At 40.9% G+C, this 19,573-nt stretch carries 18 protein-coding genes; 9 read left to right on the forward strand and 9 right to left on the reverse strand.

Annotated features, from left to right (window positions below; all coding sequences use genetic code 11):
- Position 1: 1 nt before the first annotated feature.
- Positions 2 to 976 carry a hypothetical protein gene (locus ACO6S2_RS05020; RefSeq protein ID WP_422361424.1) on the reverse strand — a complete coding sequence of 325 codons (975 nt, stop codon included), beginning with the start codon at positions 974 to 976 and terminating at the stop codon, positions 2 to 4.
- Positions 977 to 1,051: 75 nt separating this feature from the next.
- A complete protein-coding gene (locus ACO6S2_RS05025) occupies positions 1,052 to 2,155 on the reverse strand; it encodes an AI-2E family transporter (protein WP_422361425.1) in 1,104 nt (367 codons plus the stop codon).
- Between the two features lie 221 nt (positions 2,156 to 2,376).
- On the opposite strand from ACO6S2_RS05025, the gene nadA reads away from it, so the two are divergent.
- The 3 genes from nadA to ACO6S2_RS05040 are packed head-to-tail and all read left to right on the forward strand — an operon-like array spanning position 2,377 to position 6,504.
- Complete coding sequence (gene nadA / locus ACO6S2_RS05030) at positions 2,377 to 3,336, forward strand: quinolinate synthase NadA (protein ID WP_422361426.1); 960 nt, start codon at positions 2,377 to 2,379, stop codon at positions 3,334 to 3,336.
- Positions 3,337 to 3,339: 3 nt separating this feature from the next.
- Entirely contained in the window at positions 3,340 to 4,893 is a 1,554-nt protein-coding gene (gene nadB / locus ACO6S2_RS05035; protein ID WP_422361427.1) for an L-aspartate oxidase, read from the forward strand.
- A 60-nt stretch (positions 4,894 to 4,953) separates the two neighbouring features.
- Complete coding sequence (locus tag ACO6S2_RS05040; protein WP_422361428.1) at positions 4,954 to 6,504, forward strand: peptidase; 1,551 nt, start codon at positions 4,954 to 4,956, stop codon at positions 6,502 to 6,504.
- A gap of 3 nt (positions 6,505 to 6,507) precedes the next feature.
- On the opposite strand, the gene ACO6S2_RS05045 is transcribed toward ACO6S2_RS05040, so the two are convergent.
- Entirely contained in the window at positions 6,508 to 6,822 is a 315-nt protein-coding gene (locus ACO6S2_RS05045) for a Yae1 family protein (protein ID WP_422361429.1), read from the reverse strand.
- A 204-nt stretch (positions 6,823 to 7,026) separates the two neighbouring features.
- Here ACO6S2_RS05045 and ACO6S2_RS05050 point away from each other — a divergent pair, with 204 nt between their 5' ends.
- From ACO6S2_RS05050 to ACO6S2_RS05065, 4 genes are read left to right on the forward strand one after another with little or no spacing between them, the layout of a single operon-like run.
- Complete coding sequence (locus ACO6S2_RS05050; protein ID WP_422361430.1) at positions 7,027 to 7,731, forward strand: TetR/AcrR family transcriptional regulator; 705 nt, start codon at positions 7,027 to 7,029, stop codon at positions 7,729 to 7,731.
- Positions 7,728 to 9,452, forward strand: a complete 1,725-nt coding sequence (locus ACO6S2_RS05055; RefSeq protein ID WP_422361431.1) for a peptidase domain-containing ABC transporter — start codon at positions 7,728 to 7,730, stop codon at positions 9,450 to 9,452. Before ACO6S2_RS05050 ends, ACO6S2_RS05055 begins: the two co-directional genes overlap by 4 nt.
- Positions 9,453 to 9,454: 2 nt before the next feature.
- Positions 9,455 to 10,816, forward strand: a complete 1,362-nt coding sequence (locus ACO6S2_RS05060) for an HlyD family secretion protein (RefSeq protein ID WP_422361432.1) — start codon at positions 9,455 to 9,457, stop codon at positions 10,814 to 10,816.
- Entirely contained in the window at positions 10,809 to 12,215 is a 1,407-nt protein-coding gene (locus ACO6S2_RS05065) for a TolC family protein (RefSeq protein ID WP_422361433.1), read from the forward strand. Before ACO6S2_RS05060 ends, ACO6S2_RS05065 begins: the two co-directional genes overlap by 8 nt.
- 38 nt (positions 12,216 to 12,253) lie before the next feature.
- On the opposite strand, the gene ACO6S2_RS05070 is transcribed toward ACO6S2_RS05065, so the two are convergent.
- The 6 genes from ACO6S2_RS05070 to ACO6S2_RS05095 all read right to left on the reverse strand — a co-directional run bounded on the left by ACO6S2_RS05070 (position 12,254) and on the right by ACO6S2_RS05095 (position 18,495).
- Complete coding sequence (locus ACO6S2_RS05070) at positions 12,254 to 12,580, reverse strand: DUF6686 family protein (protein WP_422361434.1); 327 nt, start codon at positions 12,578 to 12,580, stop codon at positions 12,254 to 12,256.
- Positions 12,581 to 12,623: 43 nt separating this feature from the next.
- Positions 12,624 to 13,562, reverse strand: coding sequence for a DUF6607 family protein (locus tag ACO6S2_RS05075; protein ID WP_422361435.1), 939 nt, complete (start codon positions 13,560 to 13,562; stop codon positions 12,624 to 12,626).
- A gap of 50 nt (positions 13,563 to 13,612) precedes the next feature.
- Positions 13,613 to 14,050, reverse strand: coding sequence for a DoxX family membrane protein (locus tag ACO6S2_RS05080; protein WP_422361436.1), 438 nt, complete (start codon positions 14,048 to 14,050; stop codon positions 13,613 to 13,615).
- Positions 14,047 to 15,432 (reverse strand): HmuY family protein, encoded by a 1,386-nt coding sequence (locus ACO6S2_RS05085; protein WP_422361437.1) that lies wholly within the window; start codon positions 15,430 to 15,432, stop codon positions 14,047 to 14,049. Before ACO6S2_RS05085 ends, ACO6S2_RS05080 begins: the two co-directional genes overlap by 4 nt.
- Before the next feature lie 4 nt (positions 15,433 to 15,436).
- Entirely contained in the window at positions 15,437 to 17,707 is a 2,271-nt protein-coding gene (locus ACO6S2_RS05090; RefSeq protein ID WP_422361438.1) for a TonB-dependent receptor plug domain-containing protein, read from the reverse strand.
- 152 nt (positions 17,708 to 17,859) lie between these two features.
- Positions 17,860 to 18,495: a response regulator transcription factor gene (locus ACO6S2_RS05095; protein ID WP_422361439.1), complete on the reverse strand. Its 636-nt coding sequence runs from the start codon at positions 18,493 to 18,495 to the stop codon at positions 17,860 to 17,862.
- A gap of 178 nt (positions 18,496 to 18,673) precedes the next feature.
- Between ACO6S2_RS05095 and ACO6S2_RS05100 the strand changes: the two genes are divergently transcribed.
- Positions 18,674 to 19,036 (forward strand): response regulator, encoded by a 363-nt coding sequence (locus ACO6S2_RS05100; protein WP_422361440.1) that lies wholly within the window; start codon positions 18,674 to 18,676, stop codon positions 19,034 to 19,036.
- A gap of 24 nt (positions 19,037 to 19,060) precedes the next feature.
- Entirely contained in the window at positions 19,061 to 19,567 is a 507-nt protein-coding gene (locus ACO6S2_RS05105) for a hypothetical protein (RefSeq protein WP_422361441.1), read from the forward strand.
- Positions 19,568 to 19,573 lie beyond the last annotated feature (6 nt).

Here is a 19,573-nt window from a genome sequence, read left to right on the forward strand (position 1 = left end):
TCTAAAATCTAAATCCATAAGCGACAATAAATACTTGTACTCTAGTCAAACCGTCCGGGTTTACATCCCTATCTGTGATCTTATGTCCATAGGATAATTTTAGGCTATTCGTCACATCAAAATTATAGGTAAAGCTGGTCAATAGAGTCAGCGCCAACCCTGTAGTCCCTTCTAATTTCATATACTCGCCAGTGTCTCTGTCTGCAATTTGATCTTTAGTGATTCTATAAATCGGAAGCAGTCCTACGTTGAAACTGTAGTTGGAAAATCGAAAATTTCTTTCAACACGTAGCATAATGTCTGTGCCTCGTTTTAGCTTGGTGGCGTTGTCATAGGTGAGCACGTAGTCAAAATCTGGATAGACTGGTGACTGCCATTCACCACGCCAAAATTCATTTCCATTGGCGGTGAGCGCCATCTGAATACCGGTAGCCACGAGCCATTTTGAGTTAATCAAAGAAGCACCAGCCACTATATCATAACTTCCCAAACTGGTTTGATAATACATCGGAAGCGATAAACCCTCTGCCTCAGGGTGTTTTGAGCCACTATCTTTTAGGTTGGCATCATTGCTGGGTATTTTCATTCCTAAGGTCGCATTCAGATCATATTTTTCTGTGCTTTTGAGGCGCTGTGTGGCGCTGAGAGAGATGTCTCCCATACCTGCTGTATTGTCAAAATTGCCATTGACCCATTGGTAAGGAACCTTTATTTGAAACCCCAGATTTTGTGTAATGGAAAAAGAAGCATCCAAATTGGCTACTTGTACAATAGGTGAAGTTGTGGTTTCACCATAGTAGTAACTGAGTTCAATGGTTCTTAATTTCAGTTTTACTTTTTTGTTATAGGCTTGATCTGGCTTCATCGCACCCATGGTACAGAAACCGGCATCACTGCAGCCTTGAGCCAGCACTTGTTTATCCACCATCAGCCCAATGATGAACAATAAGACAAGCCCTAATATTCTTTTTTCCATAGTTCGAAATTAACAGTTGTTTTGTATTGCTAAAATTTCTTAGTTCAATACAGGTTTTTATTCGATCAATCGAAATTAATCTTCGGTTGAATCTTCAGTATTATCAGTAACTGTTGGGTCTGTGCTTAAGTTCCCACTTTCCGATAGTGCCACTGCTACAAATCTCAGGCTTGGTATTTCTTCACAAACAATGATCATCATTACCGTAATGGGTACACTCAAGATCATTCCCATGATACCCCAGATGGCTCCCCAAATGGTTAACGACAGCACAACCACCAATGAACTCATATTGAGCGAATTTCCCATCATTTTGGGTTCGATGATGTTACCAACAACAACCTGAATAACTCCCACAGAAACTAATATGTAGACGAAAGGTGCTAACTCACCAAATTGCAAAATCGCAAAAAAGGCAGGAAATAGCGTAGCAATCAACGACCCCACCGTCGGAATGTAATTCAATACAAAAATCAGCATGGCCCAAAAGAAGGGGGAATCAATGTCGAACAGAAAAAGTACCACATAACTCAGTAAGCCAGTAATAAAACTCACAAAAGTTTTCAGTAGCAGGTATTGACCAATATTTCGGTCCATCTTGTTGAGCAAGCTAAATTTCTTCTTGCGCGTCTCGTCGTTTGGATAAAAAGCCTCCATTTTTTTATCAAAAACCGTTTCTTCTATGAGCAAGAAAATAATATAAATCAAAATCAAAAAAGCGTCCCCAAAAAGAGTGGTGGCTGTATCAATCATCATGCTGATGTACTGTGTCAAATCAGCATTTGTCACGTAGTCTATAAGTTGTGAAGAAACATTGATGCCTGCCAACCCATCTAATTCTTCTAGTGCTAAAAGTAAATTGGCTTGATATTCATCTAGATTCTCAGAAAGATGAGACATGCTCGCGTAAAGTAATTTTCCTACTACAAAAAGTATGACGTTCATAAACAGGAAGGAAAACATACTCTGCACCCAAACAGGTACTCTGTCTTTTACGATAGGAATTCTTACTAAATATTCGCGGGCTTCATGAATAATAAACCATACCAGCATAGCCACAATGAATGGGATGACATACTGTTCAGAATAAGAAAGAATCATAACCACGGCCACGGTGCTAATCAATAAATAAGTGATTTTGGCCAGGTCAGGCGTTTTAACAGAGTTTAGCGCAGACATTGTTTACGTTTTAGTTTTTATGATTGAGTCGCTGGTTTGAATATTTAACTTCTAAAGATATTGAAAAAAATTAGCCGAGTACCTCAAAAATTCGTTGTGACTGCAAAGTTTATTTTTGGGGACGTTTTCGCTGAACCCCACGATTTACATTAAATTTGCACTTTCAAGTAAATAATGAGCTTTCTGACCATTTCATTGGTTGAAAGAAAGCATTTCGAGCCATGGAGCAATTGGAATTAGTACCAAAGACCAGAGCAGAGTATCTGGAAGAAATTGTAAGACTTAAGAAAGAAAAAAATGCCGTTTTGTTGGCTCACTACTATCAGGAGGCTGACATTCAAGATATAGCGGATTTTGTTGGAGATAGTTTAGGTCTCTCAAGGAAAGCAGCGGAAACCGATGCTGATATCATCGTATTCGCAGGAGTACATTTCATGGCTGAAACCGCCAAGATTATTAACCCAACAAAAAAGGTGATCCTTCCAGATGTAAATGCTGGCTGTTCTTTGGCAGAGTCGGCTCCAGCTGGGCCTTTCAAAGAATTTGTGGAGGCACACCCAGACCACATTGTGATCACTTATATCAATTGTACGGCCGAGATCAAGGCCATGAGTGACATCATATGTACCTCATCCAATGCGGTAGATATTATCAATTCGGTTCCTAAGGATCAGAAAATCATCTGTGCTCCGGATCGAAATTTGGGAGAATACCTGATCCATCAAACAGGCCGTGATATGGTGCTTTGGGATGGTGCATGTATGGTACATGAGGCGTTTGCGATGGATAAGATTTTGGACCTGCACAAAGAAAACCCACAAGCAAAATTTATTGCTCATCCAGAATCTCAGCAGCAAGTATTAAGAGTGGCTTCTTTTGTGGGTTCTACGGAGAAACTGCTCAACTTTGTGCAAGAGGATGATGCGGAAGAGTTTATAGTAGCAACAGAAGCAGGCATCCTGCATGAAATGCAAAAACGTGTGCCGAATAAAACGCTTATCCCGGCCCCGGCCAAAGAGGACAACACTTGTGCTTGCAGCGAATGTCATTTCATGAAAATGAATACTTTAGAGAAATTGTACCTTTGTTTAAAAAAAGAAACCCCAGAAATCGACGTACCGGAAGAAATAAGAAAAAAAGCGCTTGTTCCATTAGAGCGTATGTTTGAGTTGTCGAAGTAATTAATGGTCAAACACGATTTTCTTATCATTGGCTCTGGCCTGGCGGGATTGACTTATGCTTTAAAGGTCGCCAAGCGATTTCCTGCAAAAACTGTTGCCATCGTTACCAAAGCGGCGGCTAATGAGTCCAATACCAAATATGCTCAAGGAGGAATGGCCGTGGTGATAGATACAGTGACGGATTCATATGAGCAACATATCGAAGATACACTTATAGCAGGTGATGGTCTCTGTGACCGTGACATTGTAGAAATGGTGGTGAAAGAAGCACCAGACCGGTTGAAGGAATTGCTGAACTGGGGGGCAGAATTTGACAAAAACAACCTAGGTGATTTTGATCTGGGGAGAGAAGGAGGCCACTCCCAAAATCGAATTTTACATCACAAAGACATTACGGGTTACGAACTGGAAGAAACACTGCTCGATCAGGTTAATCAATGTGATAATATCAGTTTGCTTAGCCATCATTTCGCCGTTGATTTGATCACGAATCACCATATCCGGGAATGGAAAGGAAGAGAAGATAATGAGTGCTATGGCGCGTATGTCTTGGATGAAAAAACGGGAAAAATTGAAACCTATCTTTCTAAGATTGTCCTTTTGGCTAGCGGGGGTATAGGTCAGGTTTATCAGAATACTACCAATCCAAAAGTAGCTACCGGGGACGGAGTGGCGATGGCTTACCGGGCAAAAGCCTTGATCAAACACATGGAGTTTGTTCAGTTTCACCCTACGGCATTGTACGACACAAGACCTGGGCAAACCTTTTTGATTTCGGAGGCTGTACGTGGGTTTGGAGCCTTATTGCGCAATAGGAAGGGCAAACTTTTCATGGAAAAATATGATGAGAGAAAGGAGTTAGCTTCTCGTGATATTGTTTCAAGAGCTATCGATAGCGAGTTAAAGAAAAGTGGAGATGACTACGTCTATCTAGACTGTCGTCATCTAGACCCTGTGGGTTTTGAAAATCACTTTCCGAATATCATTCAAAAGTGCAAAGAGCTAGGTATAGATTGGAAGAAGGATATGATCCCAGTAGTACCTGCAGCCCACTATTTATGTGGCGGGGTGGTGACCAATGCTTTTGGTCAAACACAAATTGCCAACTTGTATGCCTGTGGAGAATGTGCCTGTACCGGACTCCACGGAGCGAACAGATTAGCGTCGAATAGTCTCTTGGAGGCTTTGATTTTTGCACATCGCTGCTATGAAAAATCATGTGAAGAAGTGGAGGGTGTTTTAGAAAATGCTAAGGTACCTGACTGGAGCGAAGAAGGAACAACAAATCCAAAGGAGTTGATTCTAATCACCCACAACAAGAAGGAAGTGCAAGCCATCATGAGCAATTATGTAGGAATTGTACGATCCAACGAAAGACTCAATCGAGCTTCAAATCGACTAAAGGTTCTTTATGAAGAAACAGAGGACCTGTATAAAAAAACAAAAATATCGCCGCAACTGTCTGAACTACGTAACTTGATTACCATCGCTTATCTAATTGTAAAGCAGTCCCAAGCGCGAACAGAAAATAGAGGAGGCTTTTATAAGGAGGCCTAGGAGAATAAGGGTATTCCATAAGAATATCGTTTATTTACATACACATTAACTGAATTTGATATGACTACAAGGGTTAGAATTTTAGCACTACTTTCTTTTTGGTTTATTTCCTCTTGTGACGACAGCGTTGATCCCAGCTTCGTTTTGCCTATGGATGCAGATTTGTCTGACGCGTTTTATGTTCATGTCAATCTGAATGATCGGTCTGGTGATACTTTTAAAGTTGAAATGTATGTGGATGGCTTGACGAGTGATAATAATATCATCCAGTTTGCAGCTACGGTTCCTGGAACCTATGACATTTCTAATGTAGGACGTTTTGTTGATAACCTTCAAGTATTTGATGAGGATGGCATTGAGATTTCCAGCGGTCCTTCTGCTACTAACCAATGGGAAATAGCAGACCCTGCTTCTGCACATAAAATCACTTATGAAGTAAAGGAAACATTTGACACTCAGGTTTCTGAATACCCTATTTATGCCATGGCAGGTACATCGATTGAAAACGATCACGTACTTCTTAATACGCCAATGGTTATAGGATATCCTGTAGGTTTAAAAGAACGCGATTATTATGTGTCTCTATCATATCCAGAGAATTGGACCGTTGGTACAGCGTTACCCGAGCTGAGTGCCGATGTCTATAGAGCCACAGACTTTGATCATTTAGCAGACTCTCCCATATTAGTTGGAGAGATGACCAGTGCCTCCACCGAAGTAGGAGGAGCAGATATCAACGTGTATGTTTATTCAGAAGGTGGTCATATGAATGCGACAGAGATCTTGTCTGATGTAAATCAAATTTTACTTGACGCAGAAGCATTTTTGGAAGTTTTGCCTACGGATAGATATGATTTCCTATACCATTTTGGTGATGTCCACGCGGGGGCACTAGAACATTCCAAAAGTTCGGTTTATGTGTTGCAGGATGCTCCCTATAGCGCAAGCTATGCTAGTGGTATCAAGAGTATTTCTGCACACGAATTTTTTCATGTCGTTACTCCTCTGAATATCCATAGTGAAATTATTGCTGACTTTAATTTTGCGACCCCTACACCATCACAGCACCTGTGGTTGTATGAAGGAGTGACGGAATGGGCTTCGGATTTCATGCAGTACAGAAACGGATCTATGCATTTGAATGTCTTGCTCGGTCAGCTTCAAACGAAATTGTCTATTGATGCTAAGTTCGATCCAGACTTTAGCTTACAACAAATTGGTTCAGAAGCATATAGCACTTATGGCGGTGGGCAGTTTGGTAACATCTATAATCGAGGTGCCTTTGTGGTTAGTTTACTTGATATTCGCTTGTTGGAGTTGTCAGGAGGGACTAAAGGCATGCGAGAAGTTGTGCTGGAATTGATAGATACATTTGGCCCAAGTAAAGCATTTTCTGAGGAAGGCTTTTTTGATACTGTGGTAGCAATGACGTACCCGGAGATAGAGACATTTATCAATGATTACATCAAGGGAACAGAAATGCTACCTATTCAGGGGTATTATAATAAAATTGGCATTGAGTACGATGAGTCAGATTTCAGCTTTTCGAAAATGAGTACACTGACGGCAGATCAAGAGGCATTATTTAGCGCTTGGTCGAAGAATATGTGAGACTTACCATCCCATTCTGCATTCTTCATATCCTCTTTTTTTTCCGGCTTCATAGCCAGCTTGGTAACCTGTCTTTTTGCCTTGGGTAAAACCAGCTTCATAGCCTTTTTCATGTCCCTTAGCATGTCCTTCTTCATGACCCTCTTCTGCGCCTTGCAGTTGACCGGCCTCAAAACCACTTTCAAAACCCTCTTCTCGCCCTAAAGCGAGGCCCTCGGCTTTCCCTCTTTCCAGGCCTTCTTTTACCCCTTCCTCATATGAGCGACATGAAGTAAATGATAAGGCAAGAAGTAATAGAATATTTATGAATCCTTTCATAATAGCTGCACTGATGAAATATAAATTTAACAGGAATTAAATATAATTATACTAAGATTGGTAATTATCTCTAAATACCCAATTATGTGCGAAATCAATCTTGCCAGTTTCAACGCACTTTTCACGACTAAATAATCCGTATAAATACGGAATGGATCAAAATTTAATATTACTACTTTTGTTCTTGATAGTAATACTATTATAATGTCAAGTATAACAATAGTTCTTGCGGATAAGTATTTTAAGAAGGATCCACATTCGTCTGATTTGGGACGAAGAATAGTGAGTGAAGGCTTAGCCATGTTGAATGACTTGGGCTTTGAAGAGTTCACGTTCAAAAAACTAGCCAACAGCATTGACTCAACAGAAGCATCTATTTATCGCTATTTTAAAAACAAGCATAAATTTCTAGTCTATTTATCTACCTACTACTGGTCGTGGTTAGAGTATGTTATAGAATTTGAGACGCACCATATCAAGGAGCGGTCAGTGAAACTAGACCGAGTAATTGATATAATCTGTCATTCCTACGAATTGCCAGATGTATTGGATCTACCTGAGCTCAATATTTCTCAACTTCGAAGAGTGATTGATAATGAGTCGGAAAAGACCTACCTCAATAGACAAGTGGATGAAATCAATAGAAAAGGGCTTTTTATGGGATATAAAAAACTCTGCGGAAAAATCACTTCTATTGTTCAAGATCTAAATCCTAACTATCAATACCCTAAGGCACTGGTGAGTACCATATTAGAAGCGTCACATCAGCAGACTTTTTTTGCGCATCATTTGCCTTCACTTACAGAATTAGAGGCTAATGGCAATGGGCTTTTAGAGAAACAAAGTGCAGATTTTATTAAACATACCGTCAGATCAGTTTTAAAAATTAATTCGAATATAGTGATATGATAGAAAGTAAGTTTGTAGCCGAAAAGATCAAGCTCTCTCCGTTGATGAGGCTATTCAATATGCTATCGCTGGATAGGCGAGAGATATTCATCATCTATGCTTATGCGATATTCAATGGATTAATAAATCTATCCTTACCTCTGGGTGTACAGGCCATTATTGCTTTTGTGATTAGTGCCGAGTTTTCAGCTTCCTGGGGGCTGTTAATTTTTATTGTGGTAGTAGGTGTGGCTGCCTCGGGAGTCATTCAAATTTTACAATTGTCTCTGACGGAATTACTTCAGCGAAGAATTTTCACCCGGGCGTCTTTTGAATTTGCTTATCGTATCCCAAGGTTTAGGATGGAATCTGTAACAAGTTTTTATCCGCCGGAATTGATGAATAGATTCTTTGACACATTAAATGTCCAGAAAGGTCTCCCTAAGATTTTGATTGATTTTTCAAGTTCTACGCTACAGATTTTATTCGGATTGATTTTACTTTCAATGTATCATCCATTTTTTGTGTTTTTCGGGTTTTTACTTGTAGGCCTAATGGTTCTAATATTTTACCTCAGTGGGCCAAAAGGACTGAAAACCAGTATTCTGGAGTCCAAGTACAAGTATCAGGTGGCTCACTGGCTTGAAGAGCTGGCCAGGGTAATGGGAACATTTAAACTAGCTGGAGAAACGGCACTTCCTGTTGAGAAAACCAACGAATACGTGGCCAATTATTTGAAGTACAGAAAGCAGCACTTCAAAGTCCTGATTTTTCAATTTTCCAATATCGTCGCCTTCAAGACAATAATAACTGGAGGTCTGTTGATATTAGGAAGTATTTTGGTGATCAACCAGGAGATAAACTTGGGACAGTTTGTGGCTTCAGAGATTATTATTCTTTTGGTACTAAGTTCGGCTGAAAAATTAATTCTGACTATGGAAACTGTCTACGACGTACTGACTGGTTTAGAAAAATTGGGTCAAGTTTCAGATATTCCTTTGGAAAAAGAAGGAGGGCTGTCTCTTTCTGAAATTTCGAACAATAAGGGGGTATCAGTAGAACTTTCAAATTTGTCCTACACTTTCGAGGAAGGAGGTAAGCGTGCATTAGATAAAATTAATCTGCACGTCAAAGCTGGTGAAAAAATAGCCATCACAGGCAATAATGAATCAGGAAAAACCACGCTGATATCAGTCATATCCGGACTTTATCACAACTACGAAGGGTCAATTTTGTTTAATGGTATTCCATTCGCGGATATTGACATCACGAGTTTTAGATCGGTAGTAGGAGATAATTTGGGGTTACAGGATTTGTTTCATGGCACATTGGCGCAAAATATTTCTGTGGGGAAAGATGATGTGTCAGTAGAAGACATCCTTCGAGCTATTGATCAGGTAGGTCTCAATGACTTCTTAAAAAACTTGCCAAAAGGCCTTGCCACCATGATTAGTCCGGAAGGGCAAGGTTTGACGGATAGTGTCAAACAGAAATTGATATTGGCCAGGACATTAGCAGAAAGTCCCAAAATTGTGGTGATGGACAATGCCTTACAAGGTTTGGATTTTGAGGACAGAAAACGAATAAGCGAAATTCTTACCAGTAAGGAACAAGATTGGACACTAATGACGGTGACCAATGATCCACTTGTCTTACAAAACTGTGATAGGATAGTTACACTCGAATACGGAAAAATAGTGGATATATCTCCTTCAATAACTAAATCTAAAACGAAGAAATAATTATGCTGAATATTTCAAACAATCCAATGGATAGAGATGAGATATTGAAGGATGTTTCATCGTATCAGGAGGTTATGTCATCTCATGCCACCCGAAAGTTTGTATTCCTGCTTTGCGGTATTTTCGGTCTGATCATTATTGGGTTATTTCTGCCTTGGACGCAAAATATAAGAGCAAGAGGAACACTCATAACCTTGAGTCCTGATGGGCGTGAGCAAGCCATCAATTCCGTCATCTCTGGTAGAATTGAAAAATGGTATGTCAGAGAAGGACAGTTAGTCGCCAAAGGAGACACCATTCTTCATATTTCAGAAATGAAAACTGAGTACTTGGACCCTGATCTTGTGGGCAAAACCAGAAATCAAGCAAGTGCAAAAAAAGCATCCAAAGAGGCCTATGCGGATAAAGGTAAGGCACTGGATCAGCAGATAGCTGCATTGTTGCGCAACAGAAATTTGAAGCAAAAACAAGCTCAAAATTATTTGGAACAGTCCGCGTTGAAGCTCAAATCTGATAGCATTGATTTTCAAACCAGTTTAATGAATTTGGAAATTGCCCAAAGACAATTTGATCGACAGCAGAAGTTATATGATCAAGGATTAAAGTCATTGACGGAACTGGAAGGCAAACGACAGAAACTTCAAGAATCGATCAACAAAAAAATATCTGCGGAAAACAAATGGTTGGCCAGTCAAAGTCAGTATTTAAATGCTGAATTGGGATTAAGCACGGTGGAAAACGAATACCGCGAAAAAATTGCCAAAGCTCGGTCGGATAAGATGTCTGCACTATCTGGAGAAATGGAGGCAGAGAGCGAGTATAATAAGCTTTCCATCAAGCAGGAGAGTTATGCCAAGCGATCAAGCTTCTATTACATTCTGGCACCTCAAAATGGTTATGTCACCAAAGCTACCAAATCAGGTATTGGTGAGATTTTAAAAGAAGGAGAGCAAATATTCACCTTTGTGCCTGAGAGAACAGAGATGGCAGTGGAGCTACATGTGAGACCATTGGATTTGCCTTTGATCCGAGAGGGCAGAAAGGTACGTCTACAATTCGATGGCTGGCCCGCCCTTGTGTTTAATGGTTGGCCGGATGTTTCATTCGGTACGTTTGGTGGGAAAATAGTGGCATACGATAAAGTAGCCAGAGATGGTACTTTTAGAGTTCTTGTTGCTCCGGATGAAGAAGATGTGGAATGGCCTACGCTCCTAAGACTCGGAAGTGGTGCTTATGGAATTGCGCTATTGAACAATGTTCCAGTATGGTACGAGTTATGGCGAAACCTCAATGGATTCCCTCCTGATTTCTATATGAAAGGAGATGTAGTAGAAAAAAAACCTAAAGGAGTGAAGTATGAATAGGCTCCTTATCATATGCGCTTTATGCCTTTGGCAAATACAAGTCTTTGCTCAGCAAGATACGCTTGGTCAATTGAGCTTGTCTGAATTTTATGAAATAGTTCGCAGTCATCATCCGATGGCCAAACAAGCTAAATTAATCCTTGATAGAGGTGACTTGGTGGTGAGTCAGGCTAGGGGGGCGTTTGATCCGAAATTGATTTCTGAGTATCAAACCAAACAGTTTCAAGGCAAGGACTACTACGATGTATGGGACAGCTATGTAAAAGTGCCTACGGTGATCAATGTGGATTTGAAAGCCGGCTATGAAAGAAACAGTGGACAATTTTTGAATCCAGAGCACACTGTTCCTACAGATGGCCTTTACTATGCAGGAGTAAGTGTACCTATTGGACAAGGTTTGATTCACAATAGTCGAAACATTAATTTGAAAAAAGGAATGGCTGAACAACAGAACCTTACGAGTCAGGCTAATGCTGTTTATAATAATCTGCTACTCGATGCAAATTATGTGTATTGGAATTGGTTTGAAACTTATCAAAAAATGAGGGTAGCTCAAGAAAGTTTGGATTTGATCAGTGAGAGATACCAGGGAATAAGAGAGTCAGTAGTAAATGGAGATAAAGCGGCCATAGATTCGGTGGAGGCACTTATCCAAGTGCAAAGCTGGAAAAATGAGGTAAATAAATCTCGATTGAATTATCAAAATGCAACACTCCAAATGGAGAACTTTGTTTGGGACACTACCCAAATATTTGCCGCACACCCCGATACTGCCTGGCAGAAACAGGAAGTACTGGTGGTGGATGAGTATATCAATTTTGCCGTATCCAATCATCCGGATCTAAATGCAATGCAGGCAGACTTACTTTCCTTAGAGTTAGACAGAAAACTGGCAGCGGAAAATATCAAACCAGTACTGAATCTGAATTACAATTTCCTGATGGCTAGTGGAAACTCTTCAGATGAGTCTATGGCAGGCCTAAGTAATAATTACAAGGGCGGATTTGAATTTAGTTTTCCATTATTGATTAGGAAAGAGCGTGCAAAACTCAAACAGGCTAAGATTAAGCTGGAAGAAGGTGGTTTAAAGTTGACTAGTAAATCGCGTATAGTTACCAACAAGGTATTTCAATCCTACGGTAAAATTATTGTGCTTCTCGAAATGCTAGAAGAACAGCGAAGAATCGTCCAAAACTATCAGAGACTATTAGAGGGAGAAAGAACAAAATTCCAAAATGGAGAGAGTTCTGTATTCTTGGTGAATAGCCGGGAAAACAAAAAGATCGCTGCCGAAATGAAACTAGTTAACCTAGAAGCCGAATATGGTAGAGCTATTGGGATGGTCAACTGGTCAAGTGGTTATTTTACTACTCAGCTCGAGAATGCACAAGTACAGTGAGATCAAGAATAAATACATGAGTCATTTCCCTTCAGTATTTAGGACTTGATTAGGTCATACACCTCTAGTAGCAGCTTACTTTCCTGAAGAATTCCCCTGAGTTCTGTAAACTCTTGAAAATCAAGATTAATTTGAATGTCTTTATGTGGAGTTTTGATGATGATTCTGGCCGACTCATCAGGGAAGTATACGGCATGATCCTCAAAATCAATCTTAGAATAATTTTCCACAAACTTGTTGAAGTTTTTGTGGGTATAGCCAATGAGAAGGTTTTTATAATAGAGGCCTATTCGCCTACAGCAGGCACAGTTCGTAATACTGAAATTAGGCCCATGGGAAAGAATATTTGGATCACAATTTTTCATAGAGTGGGTAAAAGAAGGGCGTACAATGACGCCCTCTTGAGATTTACTTCAATGAAGTAAGCATTTGATCGCTCTTCAGGTGTTTTTGAATCACCGCTTTAATTTTAGTTTGAGATTGCTCAGCGTCGTAAGGCTGAATATTGATCATTTCTTTTTCCAGTGCAAATAATCTTTGAAACATGATCTTATCATCCACTTTCATATTAATGGCCACCGTCTTTTTTTGAGCAAACAACTCATCCCAGACTAGGCGAACATCGGCCCAATACGCTTGGTTTTTATCCCACCATTTTTTAGCTACTTCACACTTCGAATCGTCTGTTTTGGCATAGGTGTTCCAGCCCTTTTCTTGTGCCAAAAGAACATCGCCCTTGTCACTCCTAATGATCTTGTTGTTGTCTTGCTCATGCACCCAGCCGTAGTCAGTGATTTCTTGACGGTTGGTCCTTGTCATTACGTTGTAGTCCTTGCGTTTGCTAAATTCCCTTCTCGGTAATGGCGCATCTGCCTTGCTCTCCCAGTAGTGCTTGCCATCCACATGCACCCAGGTGGCAGTACCTTCATAGCGTGGGCTATCATCTACCTGATATACTTTTTGAGTCCACTGACCTTTTACCTCCGACGGACTTTTAGACATATACTTCCAGGTGTTCTCCTTGTCAAAGGCGTAGAAATTTGTGTTTTCATATATCCAATCTTGTCTCCAGTGTTTGATGATCATGGTGTCACCAATCACCAAAAGATGCTGAAGAACAACTTTGTCTTTAGTTTCCGAAACAGGAAATACATATTCCAAGGCACCAGAAGTGTAGTTTTTGTGAAACTCATAATCTTTATCTGGAGCAAAGGTTTCAGCGAAGTTGAATCGAATGTCATAGCAGCCACACATGGCTTTGATTGCTTCTATATCTTGCTTTTTTTGTTTTTGTCCATAAGCTATCGCTGTGGAAAGGAACAAAAGAATGATGATTATTTTTTTCATAGTTATACTTACTTATTTGTGTATTAATATTTTTATAAATGGTTCAATAATTAATTAACTGTAGCCTGCTGAGTTAAAAATGTGGTTTTCAGTCTAGGGTAGTCGTAGGCGAGCAAGGCTAGATTAACCAAGAGGTAGAATCCGGTCATGAGCAATTCGCCCACCTCATGAGGTTCGAGGAAGAGGTGGAAGAAAAATATGTTTAACGAAAGCGGTACAAGCATCACAGCCCCCAGCAGTGCATAGACCTGACTGATTAGCAATAGCCCGCACACGATCTCCGCCACACCCAAAACAGGCCAGAAGTAGTCGGTACCTTTCAACCCTCCGATCATACCCTTTATTTTTACCACATGATCGGGCAACTGCACACCCTGCTCTGTAGCAGGTCGAGGTGGTTTAGGGATAAATTTTTGAAGGCCAGCGTAAACGAATAGCCCACCAAGGGCTATCCGTGTTACTAAAATCAGAATTCTTAAATTTTTCATTTTAAGTGCTCGTACTTAAATGATGGGCCAACTTCACTGTCACCGTTGTAGTAAGCAGTGAACTGGAATTTGAAGAGGTTGCCATCTATATCCTGAAAGCAGTAGATTAAGTTGCTGTTGATTACAATCTGATAATTGGCATCCAAACCTCGCCAGTTGGTTCCGATGATACTGTAATCGTCTTCTGTTTCAGACAGTGCACTAATTGCCGCCTCTTTTGTTAAATCCTCATAGGTAATTTCTACTTCATCTGTGTTTATTACAGCGACAAGTGTACCTCCATAGAAATTATGAAAGGCGGCTTGAGAATTGTACGTGCCGTAATATTGCCCACCATAGAAGGCTACTTGTGAGAGTGTAGAAAGCACTAAGTCCCATTGGCCGTCTTCGGGTGCTACCGTAGCTTCGCCATTCCCGAAATGTACATACTTGAAGTTTTGATTACTGGACTTGTTTATGGAGAAAGAAGTTTCGTTGGTTCCATCTAAATCTGCAGACCTAACCGTATAGGATGTCCCACTCTTAGTTATTTGTACTTTTTTCCAACCGCGATCTTGTCCACCATATTTATCAATTCCACGGTCAATGATGTACACATGGCTAGTGGTACTTTCTTTGTCCCATTCGTAGAAAACTGTTTCTGCAAAGTCACCGGTAAATGTTGTACCCTCTTCCGCTCGATCGATCAGCCCTGATAAATCCAGCCCTACGGTATCGTCTTCGCTAACTTTAGTAAAGTCTATTTGATCGGTTTTTTTTGCGTTCATGACAGCGGTTGCATTTAGGAGAATATTGAATCCATCACCTGCAGACTCTAAGACAAGGTCGAAGTCATTGCGATCTACTCGAGTAGTTTGTCCAGAACTCAAATCGATATAAACCTGATGTGTACGGTCGTCTCCTCCCACGTCAGTCTTGATTTCTGCCGAGGGAACTACAAAATTTTCTGAAAATACGACTGTAAAAGTTACCTGATCCCCAAGGTCAAGTACACCTGTATCATTACTGATGGTGAGTGTAATAGATTCATCTTGGTCAATGTTGAGTGCCGAACCTGCCGAAATAGTTACAGTCACGGACTCATCTCCTATAGCAAAGGGTACCGTAGCAATCATATCTGAGGCGGCAGGGCTGGTGAAGAAATCAGCATCTTCGCCATAGGCCAAGCTTGCACTTTTGATTTGCACGGACAGATTGCCATCGGATTCTGCTGGTCTGGAAAATGAGATTTCAATGTCAGCCGAGGAAGCTTCGTCAGATATACCTGTTTCGGTGTTGGAGAAGTTGACACGTACTGGAGCGGTTTCGTCTTCTTCGCATGCCGTCACCCCCAACAGGATGAGGCTAGCCAGTAGGTAGATAATTAATTTCAAATCTTTCATTGGTTTACTTATTAAAAAATTGGTAATTGATCTTTAGAAAAAAGGAGCGCCCATAGGCCACTGATGAGCGACCATCGCTGTTGCTGCTATGGGCTCCTCCAGAACTGATGTTATTGTTGACGGACGTGAGGTCCAATACATTTTTAGCCCCAACTCCAATGGTGAGGGCGTCTTTCCAAGTCTTGGTGAGCGTGAGGTCGAGTAACTGATAGCCATCGACTTGTCGTAGTTCTGGGTGGCTGTCTCCGTTGCCATGATCGACTGACAGATATTGCTTACCTGGGCCGACAAACTTGTAAAAACCTGAAAGCTTTACACCAAAAAAGGTGTAACCAAGCTGCGAGATAAACTCTGGTGAGTAAAGGAATTGAGGAACATTGTGTACCGAGGCTTCCGCACTAAGTCGGTGGTATCTTCCTATATAAGAAGCACCTGTTTTTAATGTAAACTTCTGGCTACGATAGGAAATGTAACCAGCTGTTCCCAACGTTTTGAATTTATGTATGTTGGTATAAGTGGTGGCCTGGTTAGTGCCTTCGGGTGTGAAATAGCTTATGCGGTTGTCGATATCGTTATAGAAGCCGCTGGTTTGTAGCTCCCAGCCACTGTTGCCAAATTGATGAGTGATGTCTCCGTTGATATTGTTGGAATATTCCGGTTCCAGTTGATCGTTGCCTACAATGTTGTGATTGGCGTCGATAAACTCATGATACAGTTCTCGCAAAGAAGGAGCCCTAAACCCCCGGCCATAACTCAATCGCAATTGGGTATGATTGGTAACGTCATATTTGAGATTGATCGAGGCCGAGGGGTTGGCATTAAAGATGGAATTGTAAGTCAGGCGGATTCCTGGCCGTACTTTTAGTTTGGTACCAATTTCAACCTCTGAAGTGGCAAATAGACCGAGGTCTGTCATTTCCTTGTCACCAGTACTTAGGGAGCTCCCGTTGGCTGTTTCAAGGGTGCCATCTACACCGAACTGTGTATGCCATTCGGTACTGCCCAATGCCCACTGTACCACATCATCTAGTGCATTTCTAAAAAAAGTAGTTTGGAATTTTATGGTATCCTGACCGCTAGCAGTGGTGACATTGGGCACACCTTCCAGGAGAAAGGCTTTGAAACGATGGGTGTGTCGACTGTAGTCTGTGTAAGAGACAACAGTGTGCATAGTACCCTTACCCATCGAAAGCTCGGATTGAATCTGATGCATCCAGCGATGAGTGAGGTATTCCTTGTCAAAGGCGTAAGGGTCATCTTGTACATTTACTTGCTCTGGTACCCCAAGGCTTTCTATAGTTTCGCTGAGATAGTCGAGACGGTAATAGATCGAAAAATTAGCAACATCAAATTGTACTTGCCCGGACTGAAAAAATTGATTTTTTGGATACCACAAATGGTCTCGACCAGTGCCACCCCATCCACCAAATTTGTGACTTCTTGTTGATGCTTGTGCAGACCAGTTGGAATTGAATTGATATCGACCTGAAGCAGATAGATTGTGCACACCTTCACCGAATATACTATACTCGCTACCAACTGTTTCTTCTTGAATGCTCAAATCCAAATTCCATTTTGTTGACTGTTTGTTTTTGGAGATTACATTGATGACTCCAGCTAGGGCATCGGCGCCATAGTTTACAGCCATAGGGCCTTCTATTATTTCTATGCGTTCGATGGTATTTACATTGATCTGCGCCAAATCAATCTCATTGCCAACCCCACTACGTCCAACCATAGGCACCCCATCAAGTAGAACTTTTACGTTTTGGCCGCTCAGGCCTTGGAGGCTGATAGAAGAATTGCCAACGGCATTATCTCTACTAAATCGAATGTTGAGCTCATTGGCCAACACTTCTGTAAGAGATTGTGCGCCTTGTGATTCTATCCTGGTTTCATCAAGTATTCGCACCTGATATACTGAGTTTCTTACGGATTGTGGAGTATACTGACCAGTGACTACCAGCTCCTCCAGTTGGATTTCTTTTGGAATAAGTTTCCAAGAGTTCTTTCCTTCCTTTGAACTGTAAACAGTATCAATTTGAGTTTGATAGTTGAGGTGGGAGATGGTAGCCCTAAAAGGATAGTTTGCTGAAATGTCAGCGTATCCATGCTCATCTGAAATGTAAAACTCTGAATGGTTGTTTTGAAGGTTAGATACCACTATCGTGGCTCCTAGCACGGGAAGCTCGTTGCTCAGCACCTGAAAGGACTGGGCGTGTGTTTCTATACTGATAGAAGCCAGTATAAGTAGTAAGGTTTTTTGTAGTGTCATAACTTTCATTATTTAGAATGATTCTAAACAATGCAAAATTTGATAAGTTATGACTCTTGCACAATCGCTAGAGATAAGGAAATTTAGCTCACTAGGTGTAGTAAGCGAAGAGAAGGCTTCTAGCTAATGCTAGTGACTGATCGGAGAGTTTGCTATAGGTCAACAAGGCCAGATTTCACCGCATATACAATCAATTCAACCGGTGAAGTGAGCTCCAATTTTTTGAGCATGTTTTTTCTATGGGAGTTGATCGTGTGGGTACTTACGTTAAGCTCTTCTGCGATCTCCTGCGTGGTCAACCCCTTCACTACCCATTCCAAGACTTCAATCTCTCTACCAGAAAGAATCTCATTGGATTTTTGGGTTTTCTGCGGAGCTTGGGGTTTGATAAGTACGTCCAGAATATCTCCACAATAAAACCGCTTACCTAGCCGAATGCTTTCCAGTGCAGTTTTGATTTCTTGGGCATCACAGTGAGTGGTGAGTATACCACGGATACCCATTTCTTTTAGTTTTTGTATCAAGGCGTGATCGGCGAGATCTACTACGAGCAGAACATCGACGTTGGGCTGTAGGATAAGTTGTGCTATTTGAGGTAGGGATTTGTCTCCATCTTTTGACAGGTCTGCCAGAATGAGATGGTTGGATGCTCCATCCAGGGGAGCAATTTCCTTTAAAGACTCTGAAGTTCCTATCAGGTGAAAGTGATTGGAATCACTTATAATCTGCTTCCACCCCATCAAGGAAACGTAGTTGTTATTAACAAGAAAAGTGCGAGTCGCTAGCAATGATTTTTATTTAGACTAATTCTAAACAAAATTAGATGGCAATCTCCGGTTTTGCAAATTGTTTGGAACGATTCTAAATAAAGAATTGAGTTTTGTTGAAATTATTTGCCTGCATTGGGTCAGCATCAATTCATTGATTATATTTAGTTGTACTTCCAGCAGCTAAATAACATTCCACATGACAACAGTATTAGTAGTAGACGATTCGAAATTTCAAAGAGAGACCATTAAGAATATATTGGAGGAGGGTGGTTATGAGGTGATAGGGGAGGCTGCCAATGGTGAAGATGCCATCAAATTAGCTCTTATTCTAAAGCCCGAAATCATTACGTTGGATAACGTGTTGCCTGATATGTTTGGATTAGATGTTATGGATGAGTTGAATGATGTTGATTTCAAGGCTAAGGTAATCATGATTAGTGCTGTAGGACAGGATATTGCTCAGCGAGAGGCCAAGGAGATTGGTATACTAGAATACCTTGTCAAACCATTCGAAAAACAGGACTTGCTGGACAAAGTATTAAAGTTGGCCACCATGTAGACCTGATTGATTCCGTGATAGATAATGAGTGAATCCCATTCACATTTTCAAATTCGACCGAGATTTAAGGTCAATCTGCTTCAGACACCAGAAGAAATTGCTAACCAATTGAAGGCAGGAATAGAGGCAGGTGCTACAGGAATACATGGTACACTAATCGATGGCCATGCTACATTTTCTCTACCTAAAAAGGATCAACATTATTGGTCGCCACAGCTAGGTTTAAGTTTTGAATCTTCAGAGACTGGAAGTGTCTTGAGAGGGCTGTATGGTCCAAGACCAGAGGTCTGGACCATGTTCGTGCTATTCTACTCCATTATAGGATTTGCCGCTTTAGTGGTTCTCGTGGTAGGATATAGCAATTGGTCCTTAGGTCAATCAGCCAAGATACTCTGGGCAGTACCTATATTAACAGTTGTTTTCCTTACCCTCTATATAGTTTCTTATTTTGGTCAAAAAATGGGACGTAAACAAATGATTGAATTACACACCTTTATAGAACAGGCCTTGAACATTAAAATAAGGGATTGAATCACC

It is taken from the genome of Reichenbachiella sp. (assembly GCF_965233835.1).
GTDB lineage: Bacteria > Bacteroidota > Bacteroidia > Cytophagales > Cyclobacteriaceae > Reichenbachiella.

Excerpts from the sequence above, each read along its gene's own strand:
- ACO6S2_RS05020 (WP_422361424.1), bottom strand. The coding sequence starts at position 976 with ATGGAAAAAAGAATATTAGGGCTTGTCTTATTGTTCATCATTGGGCTG.
- ACO6S2_RS05025 (WP_422361425.1), bottom strand. The coding sequence starts at position 2,155 with ATGTCTGCGCTAAACTCTGTTAAAACGCCTGACCTGGCCAAAATCACT.
- nadA (WP_422361426.1), top strand. The coding sequence starts at position 2,377 with ATGGAGCAATTGGAATTAGTACCAAAGACCAGAGCAGAGTATCTGGAA.
- nadB (WP_422361427.1), top strand. The coding sequence starts at position 3,340 with ATGGTCAAACACGATTTTCTTATCATTGGCTCTGGCCTGGCGGGATTG.
- ACO6S2_RS05040 (WP_422361428.1), top strand. The coding sequence starts at position 4,954 with ATGACTACAAGGGTTAGAATTTTAGCACTACTTTCTTTTTGGTTTATT.
- ACO6S2_RS05045 (WP_422361429.1), bottom strand. The coding sequence starts at position 6,822 with ATGAAAGGATTCATAAATATTCTATTACTTCTTGCCTTATCATTTACT.
- ACO6S2_RS05050 (WP_422361430.1), top strand. The coding sequence starts at position 7,027 with ATGTCAAGTATAACAATAGTTCTTGCGGATAAGTATTTTAAGAAGGAT.
- ACO6S2_RS05055 (WP_422361431.1), top strand. The coding sequence starts at position 7,728 with ATGATAGAAAGTAAGTTTGTAGCCGAAAAGATCAAGCTCTCTCCGTTG.
- ACO6S2_RS05060 (WP_422361432.1), top strand. The coding sequence starts at position 9,455 with ATGCTGAATATTTCAAACAATCCAATGGATAGAGATGAGATATTGAAG.
- ACO6S2_RS05065 (WP_422361433.1), top strand. The coding sequence starts at position 10,809 with ATGAATAGGCTCCTTATCATATGCGCTTTATGCCTTTGGCAAATACAA.
- ACO6S2_RS05070 (WP_422361434.1), bottom strand. The coding sequence starts at position 12,580 with ATGAAAAATTGTGATCCAAATATTCTTTCCCATGGGCCTAATTTCAGT.
- ACO6S2_RS05075 (WP_422361435.1), bottom strand. The coding sequence starts at position 13,562 with ATGAAAAAAATAATCATCATTCTTTTGTTCCTTTCCACAGCGATAGCT.
- ACO6S2_RS05080 (WP_422361436.1), bottom strand. The coding sequence starts at position 14,050 with ATGAAAAATTTAAGAATTCTGATTTTAGTAACACGGATAGCCCTTGGT.
- ACO6S2_RS05085 (WP_422361437.1), bottom strand. The coding sequence starts at position 15,432 with ATGAAAGATTTGAAATTAATTATCTACCTACTGGCTAGCCTCATCCTG.
- ACO6S2_RS05090 (WP_422361438.1), bottom strand. The coding sequence starts at position 17,707 with ATGACACTACAAAAAACCTTACTACTTATACTGGCTTCTATCAGTATA.
- ACO6S2_RS05100 (WP_422361440.1), top strand. The coding sequence starts at position 18,674 with ATGACAACAGTATTAGTAGTAGACGATTCGAAATTTCAAAGAGAGACC.
- ACO6S2_RS05105 (WP_422361441.1), top strand. The coding sequence starts at position 19,061 with ATGAGTGAATCCCATTCACATTTTCAAATTCGACCGAGATTTAAGGTC.